The organism is Streptomyces sp. NPDC043996, assembly GCF_056435225.1.
The window spans coordinates 540,077-559,014 of sequence record NZ_JBWKEY010000002.1 but is presented as its reverse complement, the minus strand read 5'-3'; the positions used below and the strand labels follow the sequence as shown (position 1 = coordinate 559,014).

General features: G+C 74.2%; 20 protein-coding genes. 10 read left to right on the top strand and 10 right to left on the bottom strand.

Annotated elements, in window-relative coordinates:
- Positions 1–64: 64 nt before the first annotated feature.
- Entirely contained in the window at positions 65–589 is a 525-nt protein-coding gene (locus tag AC07A4_RS06550) for a VOC family protein (RefSeq protein WP_478593828.1), read from the top strand.
- Positions 590–644: 55 nt separating this feature from the next.
- On the opposite strand, the gene AC07A4_RS06545 is transcribed toward AC07A4_RS06550, so the two are convergent.
- The gene (locus AC07A4_RS06545) at positions 645–1,229 is read right to left on the bottom strand and encodes a TetR family transcriptional regulator (protein WP_478593825.1); all 585 of its coding nucleotides are present in this window, start codon (positions 1,227–1,229) and stop codon (positions 645–647) included.
- A gap of 108 nt (positions 1,230–1,337) precedes the next feature.
- Here AC07A4_RS06545 and AC07A4_RS06540 point away from each other — a divergent pair, with 108 nt between their 5' ends.
- Both AC07A4_RS06540 and AC07A4_RS06535 read left to right on the top strand, forming a co-directional pair.
- Positions 1,338–2,183 carry a class I SAM-dependent methyltransferase gene (locus AC07A4_RS06540; protein ID WP_478593822.1) on the top strand — a complete coding sequence of 282 codons (846 nt, stop codon included), beginning with the start codon at positions 1,338–1,340 and terminating at the stop codon, positions 2,181–2,183.
- A 95-nt stretch (positions 2,184–2,278) separates the two neighbouring features.
- Complete coding sequence (locus AC07A4_RS06535) at positions 2,279–2,740, top strand: pyridoxamine 5'-phosphate oxidase family protein (RefSeq protein WP_478593819.1); 462 nt, start codon at positions 2,279–2,281, stop codon at positions 2,738–2,740.
- 63 nt (positions 2,741–2,803) lie between these two features.
- On the opposite strand, the gene AC07A4_RS06530 is transcribed toward AC07A4_RS06535, so the two are convergent.
- The 3 genes from AC07A4_RS06530 to AC07A4_RS06520 all read right to left on the bottom strand — a co-directional run bounded on the left by AC07A4_RS06530 (position 2,804) and on the right by AC07A4_RS06520 (position 5,675).
- Positions 2,804–4,006: a GDSL-type esterase/lipase family protein gene (locus AC07A4_RS06530; protein WP_478593817.1), complete on the bottom strand. Its 1,203-nt coding sequence runs from the start codon at positions 4,004–4,006 to the stop codon at positions 2,804–2,806.
- Positions 4,007–4,065: 59 nt separating this feature from the next.
- Positions 4,066–4,635, bottom strand: coding sequence for a TetR/AcrR family transcriptional regulator (locus AC07A4_RS06525; protein ID WP_478593815.1), 570 nt, complete (start codon positions 4,633–4,635; stop codon positions 4,066–4,068).
- 92 nt (positions 4,636–4,727) lie between these two features.
- Complete coding sequence (locus tag AC07A4_RS06520) at positions 4,728–5,675, bottom strand: EamA family transporter (protein WP_478593813.1); 948 nt, start codon at positions 5,673–5,675, stop codon at positions 4,728–4,730.
- Between the two features lie 69 nt (positions 5,676–5,744).
- Here AC07A4_RS06520 and AC07A4_RS06515 point away from each other — a divergent pair, with 69 nt between their 5' ends.
- The 4 genes from AC07A4_RS06515 to AC07A4_RS06500 all read left to right on the top strand — a co-directional run bounded on the left by AC07A4_RS06515 (position 5,745) and on the right by AC07A4_RS06500 (position 9,426).
- Positions 5,745–6,605 (top strand): LysR family transcriptional regulator, encoded by an 861-nt coding sequence (locus tag AC07A4_RS06515; RefSeq protein WP_478593810.1) that lies wholly within the window; start codon positions 5,745–5,747, stop codon positions 6,603–6,605.
- A gap of 257 nt (positions 6,606–6,862) precedes the next feature.
- Complete coding sequence (locus tag AC07A4_RS06510; RefSeq protein WP_478593807.1) at positions 6,863–7,231, top strand: hypothetical protein; 369 nt, start codon at positions 6,863–6,865, stop codon at positions 7,229–7,231.
- A 397-nt stretch (positions 7,232–7,628) separates the two neighbouring features.
- Positions 7,629–8,645: a methyltransferase gene (locus AC07A4_RS06505; protein ID WP_478594379.1), complete on the top strand. Its 1,017-nt coding sequence runs from the start codon at positions 7,629–7,631 to the stop codon at positions 8,643–8,645.
- Positions 8,646–8,733: 88 nt separating this feature from the next.
- Positions 8,734–9,426 carry a response regulator gene (locus AC07A4_RS06500; RefSeq protein WP_478593805.1) on the top strand — a complete coding sequence of 231 codons (693 nt, stop codon included), beginning with the start codon at positions 8,734–8,736 and terminating at the stop codon, positions 9,424–9,426.
- On the opposite strand, the gene AC07A4_RS06495 is transcribed toward AC07A4_RS06500, so the two are convergent.
- On the bottom strand, positions 9,390–10,535 hold the full coding sequence (locus AC07A4_RS06495) for an alkaline phosphatase PhoX (RefSeq protein WP_478593803.1): 1,146 nt from the start codon (positions 10,533–10,535) through the stop codon (positions 9,390–9,392). The two genes, AC07A4_RS06500 and AC07A4_RS06495, sit on opposite strands and share 37 nt — an antisense overlap.
- Positions 10,536–10,819: 284 nt before the next feature.
- On the opposite strand from AC07A4_RS06495, the gene AC07A4_RS06490 reads away from it, so the two are divergent.
- A complete protein-coding gene (locus AC07A4_RS06490) occupies positions 10,820–11,524 on the top strand; it encodes a DUF1326 domain-containing protein (protein WP_478593801.1) in 705 nt (234 codons plus the stop codon).
- Positions 11,525–11,555: 31 nt separating this feature from the next.
- Here AC07A4_RS06490 and AC07A4_RS06485 read toward each other — a convergent pair whose 3' ends face one another.
- The gene (locus tag AC07A4_RS06485) at positions 11,556–13,121 is read right to left on the bottom strand and encodes an alkaline phosphatase D family protein (RefSeq protein ID WP_478593798.1); all 1,566 of its coding nucleotides are present in this window, start codon (positions 13,119–13,121) and stop codon (positions 11,556–11,558) included.
- Positions 13,118–13,696 (bottom strand): phosphoesterase, encoded by a 579-nt coding sequence (locus tag AC07A4_RS06480; protein ID WP_478593796.1) that lies wholly within the window; start codon positions 13,694–13,696, stop codon positions 13,118–13,120. The genes AC07A4_RS06485 and AC07A4_RS06480 overlap by 4 nt, the downstream gene beginning before the upstream one ends.
- Positions 13,697–13,943: 247 nt before the next feature.
- Between AC07A4_RS06480 and nadE the strand changes: the two genes are divergently transcribed.
- Entirely contained in the window at positions 13,944–14,774 is an 831-nt protein-coding gene (gene nadE, locus AC07A4_RS06475) for an ammonia-dependent NAD(+) synthetase (protein WP_478593793.1), read from the top strand.
- A 13-nt stretch (positions 14,775–14,787) separates the two neighbouring features.
- Here the strand turns inward: nadE and AC07A4_RS06470 are convergent, their stop codons facing one another.
- Genes AC07A4_RS06470 through AC07A4_RS06460 form a run of 3 tightly spaced genes read right to left on the bottom strand, consistent with a single transcriptional unit; the run spans position 14,788 to position 17,923 of the window.
- Positions 14,788–16,272, bottom strand: coding sequence for a helix-turn-helix domain-containing protein (locus AC07A4_RS06470; RefSeq protein WP_478593790.1), 1,485 nt, complete (start codon positions 16,270–16,272; stop codon positions 14,788–14,790).
- A complete protein-coding gene (locus tag AC07A4_RS06465; RefSeq protein WP_478593787.1) occupies positions 16,269–17,075 on the bottom strand; it encodes an SAM-dependent methyltransferase in 807 nt (268 codons plus the stop codon). Before AC07A4_RS06465 ends, AC07A4_RS06470 begins: the two co-directional genes overlap by 4 nt.
- Positions 17,072–17,923: a helix-turn-helix domain-containing protein gene (locus AC07A4_RS06460; RefSeq protein ID WP_478593784.1), complete on the bottom strand. Its 852-nt coding sequence runs from the start codon at positions 17,921–17,923 to the stop codon at positions 17,072–17,074. The genes AC07A4_RS06465 and AC07A4_RS06460 overlap by 4 nt, the downstream gene beginning before the upstream one ends.
- A gap of 162 nt (positions 17,924–18,085) precedes the next feature.
- On the opposite strand from AC07A4_RS06460, the gene AC07A4_RS06455 reads away from it, so the two are divergent.
- Complete coding sequence (locus tag AC07A4_RS06455) at positions 18,086–18,901, top strand: hypothetical protein (RefSeq protein ID WP_478593783.1); 816 nt, start codon at positions 18,086–18,088, stop codon at positions 18,899–18,901.
- The last annotated feature ends 37 nt before the right edge of the window (positions 18,902–18,938 follow it).

The window sequence follows — 18,938 nt, the reverse complement described above, 5'->3', positions numbered from 1 at the left end:
TAGATGGCCTCTACCGTCGGCGTGTCACGCAGACCGGCAAGGGTTGTGAGAGAGGACGGCAACGATGAACCGCACCGCGCCCAAGGGGTACACGAACGTCGCGCCGTGGGTGGTCACGGACGACACCGGCGCGTTCCTGGACTTCGTCGCCGCCGCGTTCGGCGGAGAGGAGCTCGCCCGGGTGCCGGTCGAGGACGGCAGCATCGGCCACGGTGAGATCCGGGTCGGCGACACCGTCGTCCTCGCCTTCGACCGGCGCCCCGACTGGCCCGCGACGCCCTCGCTGCTGCGGGTGTACGTGCCCGACGCGGACGCCGCCATGGCCGCCGCCGTCGAGCACGGCGCCCGGGTCGTCACCGAGGTCTGTGACAGCGCGTGGGGAGACCGGGGCGGCCGCGTACGGGACCCGTTCGGCACCATCTGGTGGGTGGTGAGCCACCAGGAGGACGTGGCGCCGGACGAGGCCTGGCGCCGGATGGCCCAGCCCGTGTACGCCGAGGCGATGCGCCGGGCCCAACAGACCCTGGACGCCGAGATCAGCGGCCGGGAGACGGGGGTGGCGAGCACCCCGCTGCGCCCCGGCTCCTGACGCCCGCCGGGGCGGCCTGCCGGGGGCGCGGCAGGCCGCCCGTGGCCGTGGCCGGTCAGGGCGCGGGCACGAGCGTGCGGATGAGCCGCTCGACCTGGGCCCGCGGCTCCGGCGCGTCCGCCCACCCGGTCATCAGGAGGTGGTGCAGCGTCCCGACCAGGGCCAGCGCGACGGACTCCGGATCGACCCGCTCTTCCGTACGGCCAAGGCGCCGCTCCTCGCGCAGATACGCGCCGATCGCCTCCTGGACCACGCCGAAGCCGGGAGCGCCCGCCCGCCAGGCCGCGCGGATGTGCCGGGAGGCCTCCGGGCGGGTCACCGCCAGTTCCACGACGCCCGGGTCGAGGGACAGCACGGCCGAGGCGACGTCCATGAGGTGGGCGGCCACCTCGCCGGTGCCCGCGCGGCCCGGTAGGTCCCGCGCCCGGCCCGCGGCGCGGGCGAACCGGTCAAGGACCAGCTCGGCGACGAAGGCGTCGAGGCCCGCGAAGCGCGCGTGCAGCACGCCCTTGGCGCAGCCCGCCTCCTCGGTGACCGCCCTGCTGGTCAGGGCGGCGGCGCCGTCCCTGGCCAGGACGCGCTCCGCGGCGTCGAAAAGCCGCTCTCGCAGATCGGGGATCGCGACTCCGCGCGGTGACATCAAGTTCCTCCCAGGGCACGGCGATTGCCAGTATGGGCGCACGCCCATACTATTTGGGCACTCGCCCATTCTAGGGTGCCCGGCACCCACCGCTGGAGGTCCGCTCCCATGCACGGCATCGCCAACACCGCCCAGGCGCAGGCCTGGAACGGCTACGAGGGCGCCCACTGGGCCGCCCACCAGGACCGCTGGAACGCCGTCAACGCCGGATTCGACGAGCCCCTGCTCACCGCCGCCGCCATCAGGCCCGGCGACCACGTCCTGGACATCGGGTGCGGGGGCGGAGCCACCACCCGCATCGCCGCCCGCGCGGCCGCCCCCGGCCGGGCCCTCGGCCTCGACCTCTCCGCGCCGGTCCTGGACGAGGCCCGGCGCCGTGCGGCCCGCGAGCGCGTCTCCAACATCGCCTTCGCGCAGGGAGACGCCCAGGTGCACCCCTTCGCTCCCGGCGCCTTCGACGTGGCCGTCAGCCGCTTCGGCGTCATGTTCTTCGCCGACCCCGCCGCCGCGTTCGCCAACATCGCCGCCGCGCTGCGCCCCGGCGGCCGCGTCGCCTTCCTCAGCGCCGCCGAACCGGAGAGCAACGAGTGGCTGCGGGCGCTCGCCGCGCTCGACGACATCCTGCCGCTGCGGGGCTTCGGCGCGCCCGCGGGTCCTGGCATGTTCTCGCTGGCCGACGCCGACACCGCGACGGGCCTGCTCGCCGCGGCCGGATTCCGCGACGTACGCGCCGACCACGTCCAGGCGCGGGGGACATGGGGGAGCGACGCGGAGGACGCGGCCCGCTTCCTCCTCGAATCCGGCCCCGGCCGCCACCTCCTCGACCAGGTCGACCCCGGCACCCGCGACCTCGCCCGCACGCGTCTGACCGACCGTCTGCGGGCGCACGAGACCCCGGGGGCCGTCCGTCTCGCGAGCTCCGCCTGGCTCCTGACGGCCACCCGCCCGGCCTGACGCGCCCCGCCTGACGCGCCCCGGCGGACTCGGTCGCCAGACGTAGGGCCAGCGCCCCATGCGCCACCCGGCCACGGCGACTACGGTCGGTCACCATGCACAGCACGGAGAACGGCCGCCGCACCGCGGGCCAGCGCAAGCACGACACCCTGGACCGGTTGGAGAGGGAGCGGGACATCTGGGTCTCCACGGCCCATCCGGAGCACGGCCCCCACCAAGTGCCCCTGTGGTTCAGGTGGGACGGGCGCGCGGTGTGGATGTGCACCGCCGAGGCCAACGCCCTGGCGCGCAACGTCCGGACGGACCCGCGGGTGCGTCTGGCCCTGCCGGACACGGCCGACGTGGTGCTCCTGCGCGGGCGCGCGGAGTGCTTCCCGGCGCGCGACGTGCCCGGCGACGCGGCGGACGCGTTCGCGGGGAAGTTCGGCTGGGATCCGCGCCGCGAGGAGACCGCGTACGTCTATCTGCGGGTCGCGGTGGAGACCGTCGTCGCCTGGCGCGGCGAGGTGGAGGCGCGCGGCCGGGTGATCATGCGTGAGGGGGCGTGGCTGGAGTAGCGGGGTCCGTACGCCCACACGGTGCTGGGGGCCGGGGAAACCCGGCCCCCAGCACCGCGTGCCTCAACCGCCCACGGCGAACGCCCCGTTGGGGCCGAAGGCGTGCGCGGTGAAGTTCTCCGCGATGCGCCGATGGCCCTCGGGGCAGGGGTGGACCGCGTCCGGCAGCGGCAGTTCGGCGTGGTCGGCCTCGCCGTACAGCTCGCGGCCGTCGAGGTAGCGCAGATGTGGGTCGTCGGCCGAGCGCTCCGCCACGATCCGGGCGAGCTCGTCGCGGATGACGGTCAGCGTCAGGCGTCCGGCGGCGCGCTCGGCGGGGTCGCCGGTGGCCTTGAACCGCACCGTTCCCCCGTCGAAGTCCGGCGCGAGCGGCCCCGGGGTGTCCTCCTGCACCGGGCACAGTACGGACGAGACGACCAGCAGCGGCGTCGTCGGATGGCCCTCGCGGATGGTGTCGAGGAAGCCGTGGACGGCCGGGGAGAAGGCGCGAAGGCGCATCAGGTCCGTGTTGACCACGTTGATGCCGAGCTTGACGCTGATCAGGTCGGCGGGGGTGTCGCGCAGGGCGCGGGCGGTGAACGGGTCGAGCAGCGCGCCGCCGCCGAAGCCCAGGTTGACCAGCTCGACCCCGGCGCGCGCTGCGGCGAGCGCGGGCCAGGTGGCGGTCGGGTGGGTGGCGTTGGAGCCGTGGCTGATCGAGCTGCCGTGGTGCAGCCACACCCGTCGGCCGCGCGCGGGCGCGGGCCGGACGGGCGCGTCGGTCCGCAGGGCCACGAGCTCGGTCCGCTCCGTGTGGGGGAGCCAGATCTCGATGTCCTTCTCGCCCTCGGGCAGGCCGCCGAAGCGGGCCGTTCCTGGCGCACCCTCCTGGACGTCGACCGACTGTGTGGCTAGGTCGACGGTGACCACGTGGCCGCCCTTCACCGTGGCCTGCGCCGTCAGCCGTCCGTCGACGAGCAGGTCGTACACGCCGTCCGCCGGGGCCGGACCGGGCACGCCCCGGTAGGCCCTCTTGGTGGGCAGCGCGTCCAGCTCCACCGCGGTGGCCCGGGTGCGGAAGGCGAGGCGGACGCCCGAGGGCTGCGCCTCGGCCATCGCCAGCTGGCCGTCGGTGATCTGCCGCCGGGCCCGCGCGGGCAGCCGGTGCGGCAGCACGCCGTGCGCGGTCCGCTCCAGGTCGAGGGCGCCGCGCAGCAGGTCGGCGGTGAGGGGCGTGGTGATCCAGCGGGGATCGGGGGGCGTGGTGGTCGCGGTGTTCGCGGTCATGGTGTCTGCCTGTTGTTCGAAGTGCGTGGGTCGTACGGGGTGAGGGCGCAGGGGCGAGCTCACGCCGGGGGCGGCTTGCGCAGCATCCCGTCGAGCGCGTCCAGGAGCCACGGCCAGGTCTCCCGCGCGTCGGGTGCGCTGTGACTGAAGCCGCCCGCCAGCTCCAGGCTGACGAAGCCGTGGAAGACGCTGCCGAGGAGCCGCACCGCGTGCGTCTCGTCGGGCTCCGCCAGGTCGTAGCCGCGCAGGATCGCCCGCGTCATCTGCGCGTGCCGCCCACCGGCGCTGGCCGCCGCGGCCTCGGCGTCGAGGGGGTACTGGGCGGCGGCGTAGCGGCCCGGGTGCTCGCGGGCGTAGTCGCGATAGGCGTCCGCGAACGCGGTGAGCGCGTCCCTTCCGGCCCGCCCGGCCAGGGCGTCGGCGGCCCGGTCCGCGAGCTCCTCCAGGGCGAGCAGCGCGATCCTCGTCTTGAGGTCGTGGGAGCTCTTCACGTGCGAGTACAGGCTCGCGACCTTGACGTCGAACCGTCTGGCGAGCGCCGAGACGGTCACCTGGGCGAAGCCGGACTCGTCGGCCAGCTCCGCCCCCGCCTGGACCAGTCGCTCCGTGGTCAGTCCCGCGCGTGCCATCGTCTTCCCTTCATCTGCCTGATCCCATCATGCATTTGCCTAAAGCATTTAGGCAAATGGGATTGGCGTGAAGGGAGGCGTCGGTGCCCCCGTCAGCGTCGGCCGGACCGCCCCGTCCGTACCGCCCCCGCGCTGGCCGCCACCACCAGCGCGATCGCCAGGCACTGCGGGCCGGAGAGCGTCTGGCCCAGGACCAGGAATCCCGCCAGGGCCGCGATGGCGGGCGCCAGGCTGGTCAGGACCGCGAAGGTCGCCGCGGGCAGGCGGCGCAGGGCCAGCAGCTCCAAGGTGTAGGGGAGCCCCGAGGAGAGGAGCGCCACCGCGCACCCGAGGGCCAGCACCTCCGGTTCGAGCAGGGTGGTGCCCGTGGCGCCGATGCCGAGCGGCAGGCTGATCAGCGCGGCGACGCCCATCGCGAGGGCGAGCCCGTCGAGGCGCGGAAAGCGCGCTCCGGCCCGGGAGTTGAGGACGATGTACGCCGCCATCATGGCGCCCGCGCCGAGCGCGAAGGCGGCGCCCGCGGGGCTGAGCCGGTCGAAGCCCTCCCGGCCGAGGAGGAAGACGCCGCCGAGGGCGAGCCCGGCCCACACCAGACTCACCGCCCGGCGCGCCGCGGCCACGGACAGCAGGAGCGGGCCGAGCACCTCCAGCGTCACCGCCGGACCCAGGGGGATCCGGTCGATCGCCTGGTAGAAGAGGATGTTCATGCCGCCGAGCGCGACGCCGAAGCCGCCCGCGACGGCCCAGTCCGTACGGCTGTGACCGCGCAGCCGGGGGCGGCAGACGAGCAGCAGCAGCGCGGCCGCGAGCGACACCCGCAGCGTCACCACGCCGAGGGCTCCGGCGCGCGGGAAGAGCAGGGCGGCGACGGCGGAGCCGAACTGCACCGAGAGGGTGCCCGCCAGCATCAGGCCGATGCCGCCGAGGTCGGCCCCGCCAGCGGGTGCCGCGATCCGGCGGGCGCGGCCCGCCGCCGGTGTGCCGTGCGCGGCCGCGGACCGTGCTCCCGCCGGGCGCGCCGGGGACGTCGTGTTGGTCATGCCCTCCACGCTAGGAAGCGGCGTGCTCCGCGTGAAATGCCGATTGAGCCGCCGTTATGCTTGTGAGGCATGACCATGGAGCTACGCCATCTGCGGGCCTTCCTCGCCATCGCCGACGAGGGCGCGATCACGCGCGCCGCGGCCCGGCTGCACATCGGCCAGCCCGCCCTCTCCCGTACGCTGCGCCAGCTGGAGACCCATCTCGGCGTCCGCCTGGTCGACCGCTCCACGCACCACCTCGAACTCACCGCGGCGGGCCGCGCCTTCCGCGACCAGGCCGCCACCGCGCTGGCCGCCGTGGACGCGGCCCTTGACCCGCGCTCCCTCGGCGCCCTGCCGCTCCGCCTCGGCCACCCTTGGGCCGCACTCGGAGACCTGACCGTGCCGCTGCTGCGCCGCTGGGACGAGGAGCACCCCGACGTGCCGCTGGAGCTGCGCCGCATCGACGACCGCACGGCCGGGCTCACCCGGGGCAAGGTCGACGTCGCGCTGCTGCGGGGCGAGGTGACCGCGCCCGGACTGGTCACGGAGCTCCTGGTGGAGGAGGAGCGGGTGGCGGTGGTGCCCGCGGGCAGCGACCTCGCCGCGCGCGACACCCTCACCCTCGCGGACCTCGCCGCGTGGCCGGTCGCCCTGAACACGGTCGCGGGCACCACCACCTTGGACCTGTGGCCCGCCGCCGCGCGCCCCACGGCGACGATCGAAGTCACCAACACCGACGAGTGGTTGACGGCCATCGCCGTGGGCCGCGCCGTGGGGATCTCCACCTCGGCCACGCCCCGGCTGCACACCCACCCCGCGATCGCCTACCGCCCGCTGGCCGACGCCCCTGCCGTGCCCCTGGTCCTGGCCTGGCACCGCGGCGCTCCGGGGCACCCGGCGATCCCGGAACTGGTGCGCCTGGCCCGGCGGATGGTGGCGGGGGACTGACGGGCGGTGCCCAGCGGCCCGGCTCTCCGGGTCCGTTCGTATGTTCCCATTCGCCATGTGAATTCAGTGAATGCACCGGAAAAGAATGCCCACTTGGGAAGCGAGGGGAAAGGCTCAGGTCCGTTCGGCGAAATAGTTCCGCTGAATGGAACAGTTCCGCTGAGTGGACCGAAAGTGGCGGCGATACCGGCGGGCAGTGCACGGTGATGACCGTGCCGGGAAGCGGCCCGGCAAGGAACTCAAGGAGAGTGAGTTGCATGCCCATTCGAATGCGAGTAGTGGCCCTGGCGACCGCGGCTGTCGCGGTGGCGGGCGTCGCCAGCGCGACCGCGGCCTCATCGGACGGCGGGTCCTCCAAGTCCAACCCGAGGGTGTACAGGGCGCCTGTGGAGGCGGCGGGTACGCCGGTGCTCGGCGCCCCTGTGAACGTGGCGGCGAACGGCGGGCGCGGCCTCGCCACGGTGGCCTGCCCCGCGGGCACGGCGCCGACCGGCGGCGGTGGCCAGACGAGCGCGTTCGACATCTTCTTCACGGACTCCTTCGCCTCCGGAAACACCTGGGTCATTCGGGGAACGAACACGGGTTCCACGGTCCAGACGCTGAGGGCGTTCGCGGTCTGCCAGTAACCGCGCCGCACGGCGGGAGAAGAGCGACAAGATAAGACCGAGTGCCCGCCGCGATCCGGCGGGCACCGGGGAATTCACGCCCCCGCGCGCCCATTCCGGCGGCGGGCGTGCGCGTGAATGCGGGGGGCGTGCGCCGCGAGAAATGCGCGCCGGGGGTCTGCCCCTGAAAGCCGCCCGGGAGCGCGTCGCGGGGAACGCCTCGGGGGAGCCCGGAAACTCGCCAGGGGAACCCGGAGGCCGGACCCGGGGCCCTTTGGCCGAATTGCGGCGGCCCACACCGGACTTGCAAGTTAGGGTTACCTAACTTCCGTGGTCGCCGATGTCGGCGGCGCACACGGTCCGGAGCGGAGGAGGAGCACCTGTGGCGCACACCAACGGCGAGGCTCGGGCGGCGGACATGGCGGACCGCGCCCTCCTTTTCCAGTACCTCTTCGGGGGTCTGGCGGCCCAGACGCTGCGCGCGGCGACGCGGCTGCGGGTCGTCGAACTCATCGGCGACGAGGAGCGGCGGGCCGCGGACGTGGCCGCCGACGCCGGGGCCCACCCCCAGGCCATGACCCGGCTGTTGCGCGCCCTGGCGAGCCTCGGCCTCCTTGAGGAACGCGCCCCCGACTCCTTCGCGGTGACGTCCGCGGGCGGCCTCCTCGACCCCGGGCGCCCCGACTCGCTCGCCGCCCTGGTGACCATGTTCGCCGAGCCGACGATGGTGCGCGCCTGGGAGCACCTGGACCGCGCGGTGACGACGGGCGAGACCACCTTCGCCTCGGTCTTCGGCAAGGACTTCTTCGCCCACCTCAAGGACAACCCGGAGCTGTCCGCCCAGTTCAACGCCGCGATGAGCGAGAGCACCAGGGCGAGCGGCGCGCAACTGCCGGGGCTCTTCGACTTCGGCCGCCACACCAAGGTCGCCGACATCGGCGGCGGCGACGGCACCCTGCTGTCCGGAGTGCTCCGCGCGCACCCGGATCTCTCCGGCGTCGTCTACGACACCGAGGAGGGCCTCGCGCAGGCCCCGCGGACGCTGGAGCGGCACGGGCTCACCGGGCGGTGCTCCCTGGTGGTGGGGGACTTCTTCCAGTCGGTGCCTTCGGGCGCCGACGTCTACCTGATCAAGAGCATCCTGCACGACTGGAACGACGAGCAGGCGGTCACCATCCTCAGCCACTGCCGCGCGGCCCTGCCGCCCGGCGGACGCGTGCTCATCGTGGAGCCCGTCATGCCCGAGGTGGTCGCCCGGGAGAACGCGGGCCTGATGTACCTCAGCGACCTCAACATGCTGGTGAACGTGGGCGGCAGGGAGCGCACGCGCACGGAGTTCGCCGACGTGTGCGCGCGGGCGGGCCTCGCGCTCACGGCCGTGACGCCGCTCGGCGAGGGCAGCTCGTTCAGCCTGCTGGAGGCCGAGGCGGCCTGACCTGGCGGCTCCCCGGGCGCGGCGCGGCGCCCGTAGTGTTCTGGCGTACCGGAACAGCGGCGGGACCGCGCCGACGGAGGGCAGGCACATGACGATCCGCGTGCTCGTGGTGGACGACCAGGCGGTGGTGCGGGCGGGCTTCGCGGCCGTCATCGACGCCGAGCCCGATCTGACGGTGGCCGCGCAGGCCGCCGACGGCGCCGAGGCCGTCGCGCTGGCCCGCGCGCACCGGCCGGACCTCGCCCTCATGGACATCCGCATGCCGGGCGTGGACGGCCTGGAGGCCACGCGCCTGCTCGCCGCGCTCGATCCGCCCGTGCGGGTCCTGGTGCTCACCACCTTCCGCCGCGACAGTTACGTCTTCTCCGCCCTGCGCGACGGCGCCTCCGGCTTCCTGCTCAAGGACTGCGAACCCCAGGAACTCGTCGACGCCATCCGCACGGTGGCCTCCGGGGAGGCGCTGCTCGCCCCGGCCGTCACCCGGCGGCTCATCGACGCCTTCGCCACCGGGGCGGTCGCCGCGCGGCCCCGCCCGGACGGCCGCCTCGACGCCCTCACCGGGCGGGAGACGGACGTCCTGCGCGCGGTGGCGAGGGGCCTGAGCAACTCCGAGATCGCCCAGGCCCTCGGCATCGGCCGGTCCACCGTCAAGACCCATATCAACGCGCTCCTGGCCAAGCTGGACCTGCGCGACCGGGCGCAGGCCATCATCCTCGCGTACGAGGTGGGTCTGGCGAGTCCGGGTCAGAGGCTGGTGCGGAAGGGGCCGTTCACCTCGTAGGTGATGCCGCCGCCGCTGGAGCCCGAAGTGCCGCGCTGCGAGGAGAAGTACAGGCGGTTGCCCGCCGGGTTGAACGCCGGTCCCGTGATCTCCGACGAGGACTGGCCCGTCACCCGCAGGAACGGGGCGACCACGTCGGTCGGCGTGATGATGCAGATCTCCATGTTGCCGCCGTCCTCGGCGACGTAGAGGTCGCCGACGGCGGCGGCGGTGACGTTGTCCACGCCGGTCAGCGGGGCGCCGCTGACGTTGTCGTCGTACACGACCGCGAGCGTGTTGTTCCCCGCGTGGTAGGCCCAGACCCGGTTGTCGCCCTTGGTGGTGAAGTAGCAGATGTCGGCGCGGTAGTGGCAGCCCTCGCCGCCGTTGAACACCTTCGCGCCCGACACCTGGTAGCGGGTGGCGGTGGGGCTGCCGTCGGGGTCGGGCACGGTCGCCCAGGACAGGACGCCGCCGACGTCCTTGAGCACCTGCAGGGTGCCCGACGCCAGCTCTCCCCAGACCGTGGGCACGAAGCGGTAGAAGCGGCCGTCGGACTTGTCCTCGGTCAGATAGATCACCCGGCGGACCGGGTCGACGGCGGCGGCCTCGTGGTTGAAGCGGCCCATCGCGTCCCGCCGCACCGCCGCGTTCACGCCCCAGGGGTCGGTCTCGTAGACGAAGCCGGTGTCGACCTCCTCGCACGACAGCCAGGTGTTCCACGGCGTCGCGCCGCCCGCGCAGTTGCGGCTGGTGCCGGACAGGATGGAGTGGGCGCCGGTGATCTGCGCGGAGCTGTTGAACTTCACCGCGCCCGCGCCGCCGTTGCCGCTGAGCTCGGCGTTGGACACATAGATCCAGCCGGTGCCGTCGGCGAAGCAGGCGCCGCCGTCGGGCGCCCCGTGCCAGGTGTGGTTGGTGCCGGTCACCTTCTGCCCGGAGCGGGCGATGACGCGGCTGGTGAAGCCCGACGGGAGCCGGATCCCGTTGGCGTCCGCAGTCTGCAGCGGCCCGTAGGGGCTCGGTCCGGGCAGGGCGGGATACGCGGCGGCCTGCCGCCACAGGGAACCGGAGAAGGCTGCGGCCCCGGCACCCACGACAGCGGCGCGAAGCACGGTACGGCGTTCCATGTCGACTCCTTCGTACACGGGAGGTTGCGGACTCAACGAGTCCAGGTCAACTGCTCACATCCGGCCGACTGGTCATCGCCGTGGACAGTAGGACCGCCGCCCGCGCGGGATAAGCCTCCGGGGAATGAACGGTTTTCGGCCACTGGGCTAATGATCGGCTTCTTATACCCATAGGGGGTACTTGACGAGCCCAACTGGCCGCCATAGCCTCCTTCTTGTCGCAGACGCATACCCCCTATGGGTATATGTCGTCTCTCCTTCCCCTCGTCACAGGAGGCCCCACCATGTGCACCACGTCCTCGGCGCCGCGCACCGAGCCCGCCACGACCGCCGTCGTCCGCGCGGGCACCGACGCGTCCCTGCCCGACTGGCACTTGCGCGGCGAGTGGTTCGACGTCTGCAGCTGCTCCCTGCCGTGCCCCTGCACCTTCGCCCAGGCCCCCACCCACGGGGACTGCCTGTTCACCCTCGTCTGGCAGATCCACGAGGGGCACTCGGGGGACGTGCGCCTGGACGGCCTCGGCGTCGTCGCCCTCGGCGAGTTCACCGGCAACATGTGGGTCGGCGACCCGAACGCCACGATGAAGGTGATGCTCTACATCGACTCCCGGGGCGACCAGGCCCAGCGGGACGCCCTTGAGCGGATCTTCGCCGGTCATGTCGGCGGCTGGCCGGGCGAGTTCGGCTCCCTCATCAGCGAACTGCGCGAGGTCCAGTACGCCCCGGTCCGCTTCGACGCGGCGAAGGACCTGTCGTACTGGCGGGCCGGCGTCGGCGACAAGGTCGCCGTCGGGGCCAGGGCCCTCACCGGGCCGACCGCCGACCCCACCCGCCGCGTCCAGCTCGTCAACGCGCCGGGCGCCGAGGTGGGGCCCGGCCAGATCGCCACCTGGGGCGTGGTCGAGAGCGACCACGCGGAAGGCTTCGACTTCTCCCACGAGTACCGGGGCGGGTCGAGCAAGCACTTCCCCTTCGACTGGCGCCCCTGACCGGCCCCGGACTCCCGTCAGTCCCTAGCCCCTAGTCTCTGCGGTACTGCGCGGGCGACGCCTTCGTGGCGTCGTCCTCGTAGGACCCCGCCCTGCCCCGGTCCACGTGGAAGGTGGTCAGCGTGGACACGGGGGAGCGCGGGTCGCGGCGGTCGCCGATCACCCGCATATGGGCGCTGAAGCGCTCCGGGGTCACCTCGTACACGTCGTACCCGTACCGATTGCCCTCGAAGTACTTCAGATGCGGATTGGCCTTGCCCATCAGCGGCCCGTTGGCCGCGTTCCACTCCGCCGAGTACGCGCCCGACGTCACCGAGTGCGCGGTGAACTCCGTACCGACCAAGGGCGATTCGGGCTCGTCGAAGTCGGTGCGGACGTCGTCGACGAACGCCGAGTGCCAGTCGCCGGTGATGACGACGAGGTCCTCAAGGCCGCTCTTGTGGACGTGCCCGAGGACCTCCTTGCGCTCGGCGAGGAAGCCGTCCCACTGGTCGGTGAACATGTACGAGCCGCCCGGCCTGCCCCGCAGCTGGCTCAGCATGATCGAGTTGGCCCACACGTGCCAGGCGTCGGGAGCCCGGTCGACGGTCTTCCTCAGCCACGCCTTCTGCTCGGCGCCGAGGATCGTGCCGTCGGGGAGGTTCTGCGCGGAGCGGTACGAACGCAGGTCAAGGACGGTGAGTTCGAGCAGGTCGCCCCACCGGCGCACGCGGTGGATCTCCGGGTCGGGCAGCGCGAAGGAGCCGAAGGAGTCGCGGTGCGGCATGTGCTCGAACCACGCCTGGTACGCGGCCGCGCGCCGCCGCATGAACGGCGCGCCGCCCCCGGTGCCGCTGTAGTCGTTCACGACCTCGTGGTCGTCCCACGTCAGGAACCACGGATGCGCGGCGTGCGCCTCCCGCAGCGACTTGTCGCCCTTGTACAGCGCGTGCCGCTTGCGGTAGTCGGCGAGGGTGAGGATCTCGGGTCCGTCGTGGTCGCGCACGTGCTTCTCGGGTACGCCGCCGACCTGCCCGTGCTCGTAGATGTAGTCGCCGAGGTGCACCACGAAGTCGACGTCCTCGCGGGCGATGCCCCGGTGCGCGGCGTAGAAGCCGTCGTGGAACGCCTGGCAGTTGGCGGCGGCGAAGGTGACCTTCGCGACCTTGCCGCGCGGCGCGGTCCGCGTGCGCCCGACCCGGCTGGTCCTGCCGAGCGCCTTGAACCCGTACCAGTAGTGGCGACCGGGGGCGAGACCGCTCACCGGCACGTGCACGCTGTGCCCGAGCGTCGCCGACGCCGGGGCCTTCCCCCGCGCCACGACGCGGCGAAGCCGGGCGTCCTTGGCGACGACCCACTCGACCTCGACGACCTCGGGCAGCTTCTGCTCGGCCGCCAGCGGCTCGGGCGCGAGTCTGGTCCACAGGACCACCGAGTGCGGCTGCGGATCGCCCGAGGCGACCCCCAGCGTGAACGGCGCGCGGTCGTACTCCGCGCCGAGGAGCTCGGCGGCCTCACGGGCCTGCGCGGGGGTCAGGCCCGGGGCAAGCGGCCAGGCGAGGTTGAGCGCGCCCGCGGCCGCGGCGGCCTTCAGCAGGTCACGGCGGTTCACGGTCATCGGTGGTCTCCGGCGGGCTCAAGGGTGAGGGAAACGGCGTCGGCGTAGCCGTCGTTGGAGGTGCCGCCGCCGCTGCGCGTGAAGACGAGCAGCAGCCGCGCCGAGCGGGCCGTGGGCGGCACCTGGGCCTCGGCCGCGCGCTCGAGCAGCGCGGTGCGCCCGCCCCGGTCCGCGGCGCCGACGGGCCCGAGGACACTCAGGGCCACCGGCGTGCCCTTGGCGTCGCGGAACTCCACGGAGAGGCGTGCGCCGTCCTCCTGGCCCGCGAACCCGCCGAGCCAGCCGGTCAGGACGTACCGCACCCGGCCCCGGTCCACCGCGCGCCGCCCGGTCGGCCCGCCCTTCGGCAGGGCGACGTCCTGCACCAGCGCGGTCCGCGGGCTGTTCCCGCCGGAGAAGAACCGGCTTCCGCGCCGGGCCGGACCGGGGTCCGCCGCGGTCGGATAGCCGCCGCCCAGGCTGTACGGGACGAGCGCGGGCGCTCCTTGGACGACCTGCCAGCCACGGACGCTCCCGACGGGTTCGGCGCTGCCGCCCGCCCCGCTCTCCGCGTCGCCGTTGACGACGAGATTCACTCGCTCCTCCTGTGCTGGGTGACATGGGCGCGCACAGCCCAGCAGCCCCGTGTGAACCAGGAGAAGCGTCGTGGCGAATTCTGTTACGCCCGCCGCGGGCACCAGGCGCGGGTCGCACGCGCGAAGGGTGCCCTCCCGGGGGGCCGGGAGACGTCCTTTAGAGTGCTTCCCGTCCCCACACACCTGTGTGGCCCCGTCCCCGCGGCACCCGCCGACCCGGGCCGCGGCCCCGACCGAGGAGCACACCGTGACCGACCTGGCGCCCCTATCCCCGCAAGCGGAGATCGCCCGGGACCTCCAGGTGAGCGCGGACTTCGACGCGCACCGGGAGATCGAGCGCCGGGTGGCCTTCCTCGCCGGTCAGCTGACGTCGACGGGCCTGCGCTCGCTGGTGCTCGGCATCAGCGGCGGGGTGGACTCCACGACGGCTGGGCGGCTGTGCCAGCTCGCCGTCGAGCGGGTCCGCGCCGCCGGGCACGAGGCGACGTTCTACGCGATGCGGCTGCCCTACGGCGTCCAGGCCGACGAGAAGGACGCGCGCCTGGCCCTCGACTTCATCCGCGCCGACCAGGTCCTGACCGTCGACGTGAAGCCCGCGAGCGACGCCGCCCTGGAGACGGTGCTCGCCGGCGGCACGGTCTTCCGCGACGCCCACCAGCAGGACTTCGTGCACGGCAACATCAAGGCGCGCCAGCGCATGGTCGCCCAGTACGCGGTGGCGGGCGCGCACGCGGGACTCGTCGTGGGCACCGACCACGCCGCCGAGGCGGTCTCCGGGTTCTTCACCAAGTTCGGCGACGGCGCGGCCGACGTGGTGCCGCTCACCGGCCTCACCAAGCGGCGCGTACGGGCCGTCGCCGCGGCCCTCGGCGCCCCCGCCGAACTGGTCGGCAAGGTCCCGACCGCGGACCTGGAGACGCTGAACCCGGGGCGGCCCGACGAGGAGGCCCTCGGCGTCACCTACGACGACATCGACGACCTCCTGGAGGGCAAGCCGGTCGACGAGCCCGCCTTCGGGGCCATCGTCCGCCGCTACCGCCTCACCGAGCACAAGCGGCAGCTCCCGATCGCCCCCTGAGCGGCCGCCGGCGCTACCCCCGCGGCCTGCCGTACGTCCTGCCGCCCCGGCGCGGCAGCGCCGCCGGGGCGTCGGCGGGCGTCGCGACCGTCTCCACGGCCAGGTGCAGCTCCGCGCGGACGGTCACCGACGACAGGTCCAGGTCCAGGACCTGAGCGCACTCGGCGAGCCAGGTGGTGAGGGTGGTCCGGTGCAGGGCGAGTTCGGCGGCGGCGGGAGCGGTGCGGCCGCGGTGCCCCAGCCAGCAGCGCAGCGCGATGCGCAGCCGCGGGCCGAGCGGCGCGAGCAGGGCGGCCGCCCAGCGGCTCGCGTCCTCCGGGCCGAGCAGCGCCGCGGGCAGCGGCGGCGCGTCGCGCGGCTCCGCCGACCGAGGAGCCGTTGACCGGGGCGCCGCGGCGGTCGTCGGCGCGGGGGAGTGCGGGGCCCGCAGGGCGAGCAGCAGCCGCGCCTGGACGGTGGGGTGGTCCAGGTCGGCGGCGAGCAGCGCGCCCAACGAGCGCAGCCGCGTGCGGACGGTGCCCTCGGACACGTCCAGGGCGGCCGCGGCGGCCAGTGCCGAACCCGACCGCAGCCACGTCTCAAGGGTCCGCCGCCGCTCGTGGTCCAGCGGCCGCAGCAGCGCCGCGGACCACTGGGCGAGGCGGTCCGCGGGCACGACCCGCAGCAGCCCCCGGGCCCCCAGGCCGGAGACGGCGGCCAGGCACCCGGCCCCCGCCCCGGCGCGCGCGCTCCCCGCCTCCGCCCACGCGGTGACGAACATGTCCAGCGGCGCGGGGTCCGCCACGCCGCCGGTCAGCCGGTAGCGGTCGGCGGCGCGGGCGACGAGCGCGCGCGTCAGACCGTGGTCGGCCCGCGCGTCGTGCAGCGAGACGACCGCGAGGTCCGCCCCGTCCGGGCAGACCAGGACCCGGGGCCCGCCGGGCCACGCCTCCCCCTGCGTCGCCCGCCACAGCGCCTGGTGCGCGGTGGGCGCGCCAGGCCCCGCGAGCCGGAACACCACGGCGTGCGTGCCGCAGCCGTCGCCCAGGACGTCCGCCGCCACCTCGTGCCGCCCGTGCAGGAGCAGCCGCAGCACGGCGGTGTGCAGCCGCTGCTCGGCGCCCCGCTGCTCCTCCGCCCGCCGGGCCCGTACCCGCAGCAGATCGGCGGTGGTCCGCGCGATCAGCGCCACGCGCGGCGCGGGCGCCGCCGCCCCGGGACCCAGGACGAGGGCGGCGCCCGCCACGTGCAGGACGGTGAGGTGCGGGTGCGCCTGCGGGCGGGCCGCGGCGCGCACCCCCAGGGTCCCCGCGGTGCCCGGCGTGCTGTGGAGGGCACCGGCCAGCGGATCCACGAGCGCGGCCCAGCCTTCGGCCAGCGCGGCGGCCTCGGTGATCAGGGAGGCGCCGGAGCGGGCCGCGGCCCGCGTGAGCCGCTGGAGCACCCGTGCGTCCCGCGCGTCCCGCGCCCCGGCGGCGGGCGCGGGGCGCGGATCGCGTCCGGCGTCGCCCGCCGTCACGGTATCCGGGCGACGCCACCCCACCCGGCCCGCGCGGTGAGGGTGCCGGTGGTCGCCTCGGGCCGCCAGCGGGGCCAGGACACATAGCCGGGCTCGACCATCTCCAGGCCCTCGAAGAACGCGACGGTCACCTCCGGCTCGCGGAAGATGTAGGGGATCGCGCCGGAGGCGTTGTACTCCTCCTGCACCGCCCGGTGCTCGTCGTCCGAGGCCGTCGAGTGGCTCAGCGACAGATAGCTCCCCGACGGCAGCCGGTCGAGCAGGCGCCGCACCAGGCCCAGGGCGTCGTCCCAGTCCACGATGTGCCCGAGCACGTCGTTGATCACCAGGGCGACGGGCCGGGACAGGTCAAGGGTCTTGGCGGCGCCGTCCAGGACGGCGTCGGTGTCGCGCATGTCCGCGAGGACGTAGTCCATGGCGCCCTCGGGCGTGCTCCTGCCCATCGCCTGGACGTGCAGCAGGACGAGCGGGTCGTGGTCGACGTACACCACCCGGCACTCGGGCGCGATGCGCTGGGCGACCTCGTGGGTGTTGCTGGCCGTCGGCAACCCGGCCCCCACGTCGAGGAACTGCCGGATTCCGGCCTCCTTCGCCAGCCAGGTGACGGTGCGCACCAGGAAGCCCCGGGACTCCTTGGCGAACGGCTCGATGAGGGGGTACTTATCGCGATAGGCGTCCCCGGCGGCCTTGTCCGCCTCGTACCAGTCCTTGCCGCCCAGCCAGTAGTTCCAGACGCGCGCGCTGTGGGCGACGGACCTGTCTATCTGGTCCAGGCGCGGGGGCAGTTTCATCGGCTCTGTCATGACGGTGCCAGTGCCTCCTTCGACTTGTCGGGATGGAACGCGGTGGCGCAGGAATAGTCCAGGAGCAGACGGTAGGCCGTCACCGTCTCGGTGGCGTCCCAGACGTCGGCCGTTCCGGCGAGACCTCCCTCCCGGACCACGTGGTCGGAGATCTCGGGGACCTCGACCCTGAACAGCGTCAGCGGCGGGCTGCCGGTCAAGGCGTGCGGGGGCCCCTCCAACGGGTGGAGCTGCAAGGTCACGTCGGGCCTTTCGGCGGCGGCCCGCAGCGCCGCGCGCTGCTCGGCCATGACGTGGCCGTCCCCCACCCTGGTGTGCAGCGCGGTGGCCGACATCAGCGCCCAGATGCGGGTGCGCTGCTCGCGCAGTCGCTCCTGGCGCCTCGTCAGGAGCTCGGCGCGCAGGTCCTTGTCGGCGGGGGAGAGGTCGGGGCGCAGCACGTCGTCGACGGCGCGGGCGTAGGCCGGGGTGCGCAGCAGGGTGGGGACGAGCGCCGGGTCCCAGGTGCGGACGATCCCGGCCGCCGACTCGACGCTCATCAGGTCGAGCTGCCAGGGGTCCATGACGGCACGCCAGGGATGCCACCACCCGGGGGCGTTGGCGTTCGCCAGCTTCCCCAGGAACTCCTCGACCTCGGCGGCGGCCGCCCCGTACGCGCCGAGCAGCGCGGAGACCTGGCCCGCGTCCAGGGACGTCTGGGCGCCCTCGATGCGGCGCACGGTGGCCGGGTGGGCGCCGAGGGCGCCCGCGGCCTGCTTGAGGGAGAGACCCGCGGCCTCGCGCAGGGTCCGGAGCCGGGTGGCGAGCACGAGGTGCGCGACCGTCCGGCCGGATCTCTCGCGGGCCACGCGCACCCCCCTTCCGGCACCTTCCGCAACTTGTGGACACTGCACACCTTGTCGCTTGCATTCCCCGCGCGCAAGCCTTTGAGTATGTCCATGGCGACAACCGTCGGCTCGCCGGAAGAAGTCGCCAATGCCTCGGTGGCAAGGGGGAGATGGGGAGATGACGTGCTGACGCTGGGCACGCTGGTCGGCGACGCCGGACTCAGGCTTGCCTTCGCGGAAGGCATCGCGGCAGCCCCATACGAGGCGGTCAGGGTCGTCGGTCTGACGACCCTGGCCCTGCCCCAGCTCCTGGACGGCGAGCCCTGGCGCCGCCTGGAGCCCGGATCGCTCGTCCTGGTCACGGAGATGCCCTTCCGGCTCAGGGGCCGCGCGACGGTCGCCCTGGACACCCTCATGGAGCAGATGGCCCTGGACGCGTGCGCGGGCCTGGTCCTCAACCCCGTGGCGGGCGCCCACCGTTCGCTGCCGCCGTGGATCCGCGACCTGTCCGACACGCACGGGATACCCGTGCTCGTCAGCACGGCCCCGCTCGGGCAGTGGGCCGGGACGCGCCACCGCCTCCAGCGCCGCCGCCTGGCCGTCGCCGAGCGCCGCGTCAGCGAACTCGACACGCTGCTGCGGCAGTTGCCCGACCGGCTCGCCGACCCCAAGGCCATGCAGCGCATCACCGACTGGCTCGCGGCCGCGCTGCGCGCGCAGGTCCTCGTCAGCGGCCCCGAACACGTCCTCGCGGCCTCGCCGACCACCCCGGCCACGGGCCCCGGGCGGCTCACGGGTGCCCACACCCGGCTCATCCCCCTGACCCCGGCGTCCGGGGCGGACACCGTCCTTGGCGTCGCCCGGCGCTCGCCCTTCGACGCCGCCGACGACGGACTCCTGAAGCACACCGCGAAGGTCCTCGGCCTCCTGGACCAGGCCCGCAGGGAGCACCACACCGCCCCGGCGCGCCTGGAATGCGCGGCCCCGCCCAGGGGTTAGCCAGGTGGCGCGCGTCCCAAGGCCCCAAGGCTCTCGG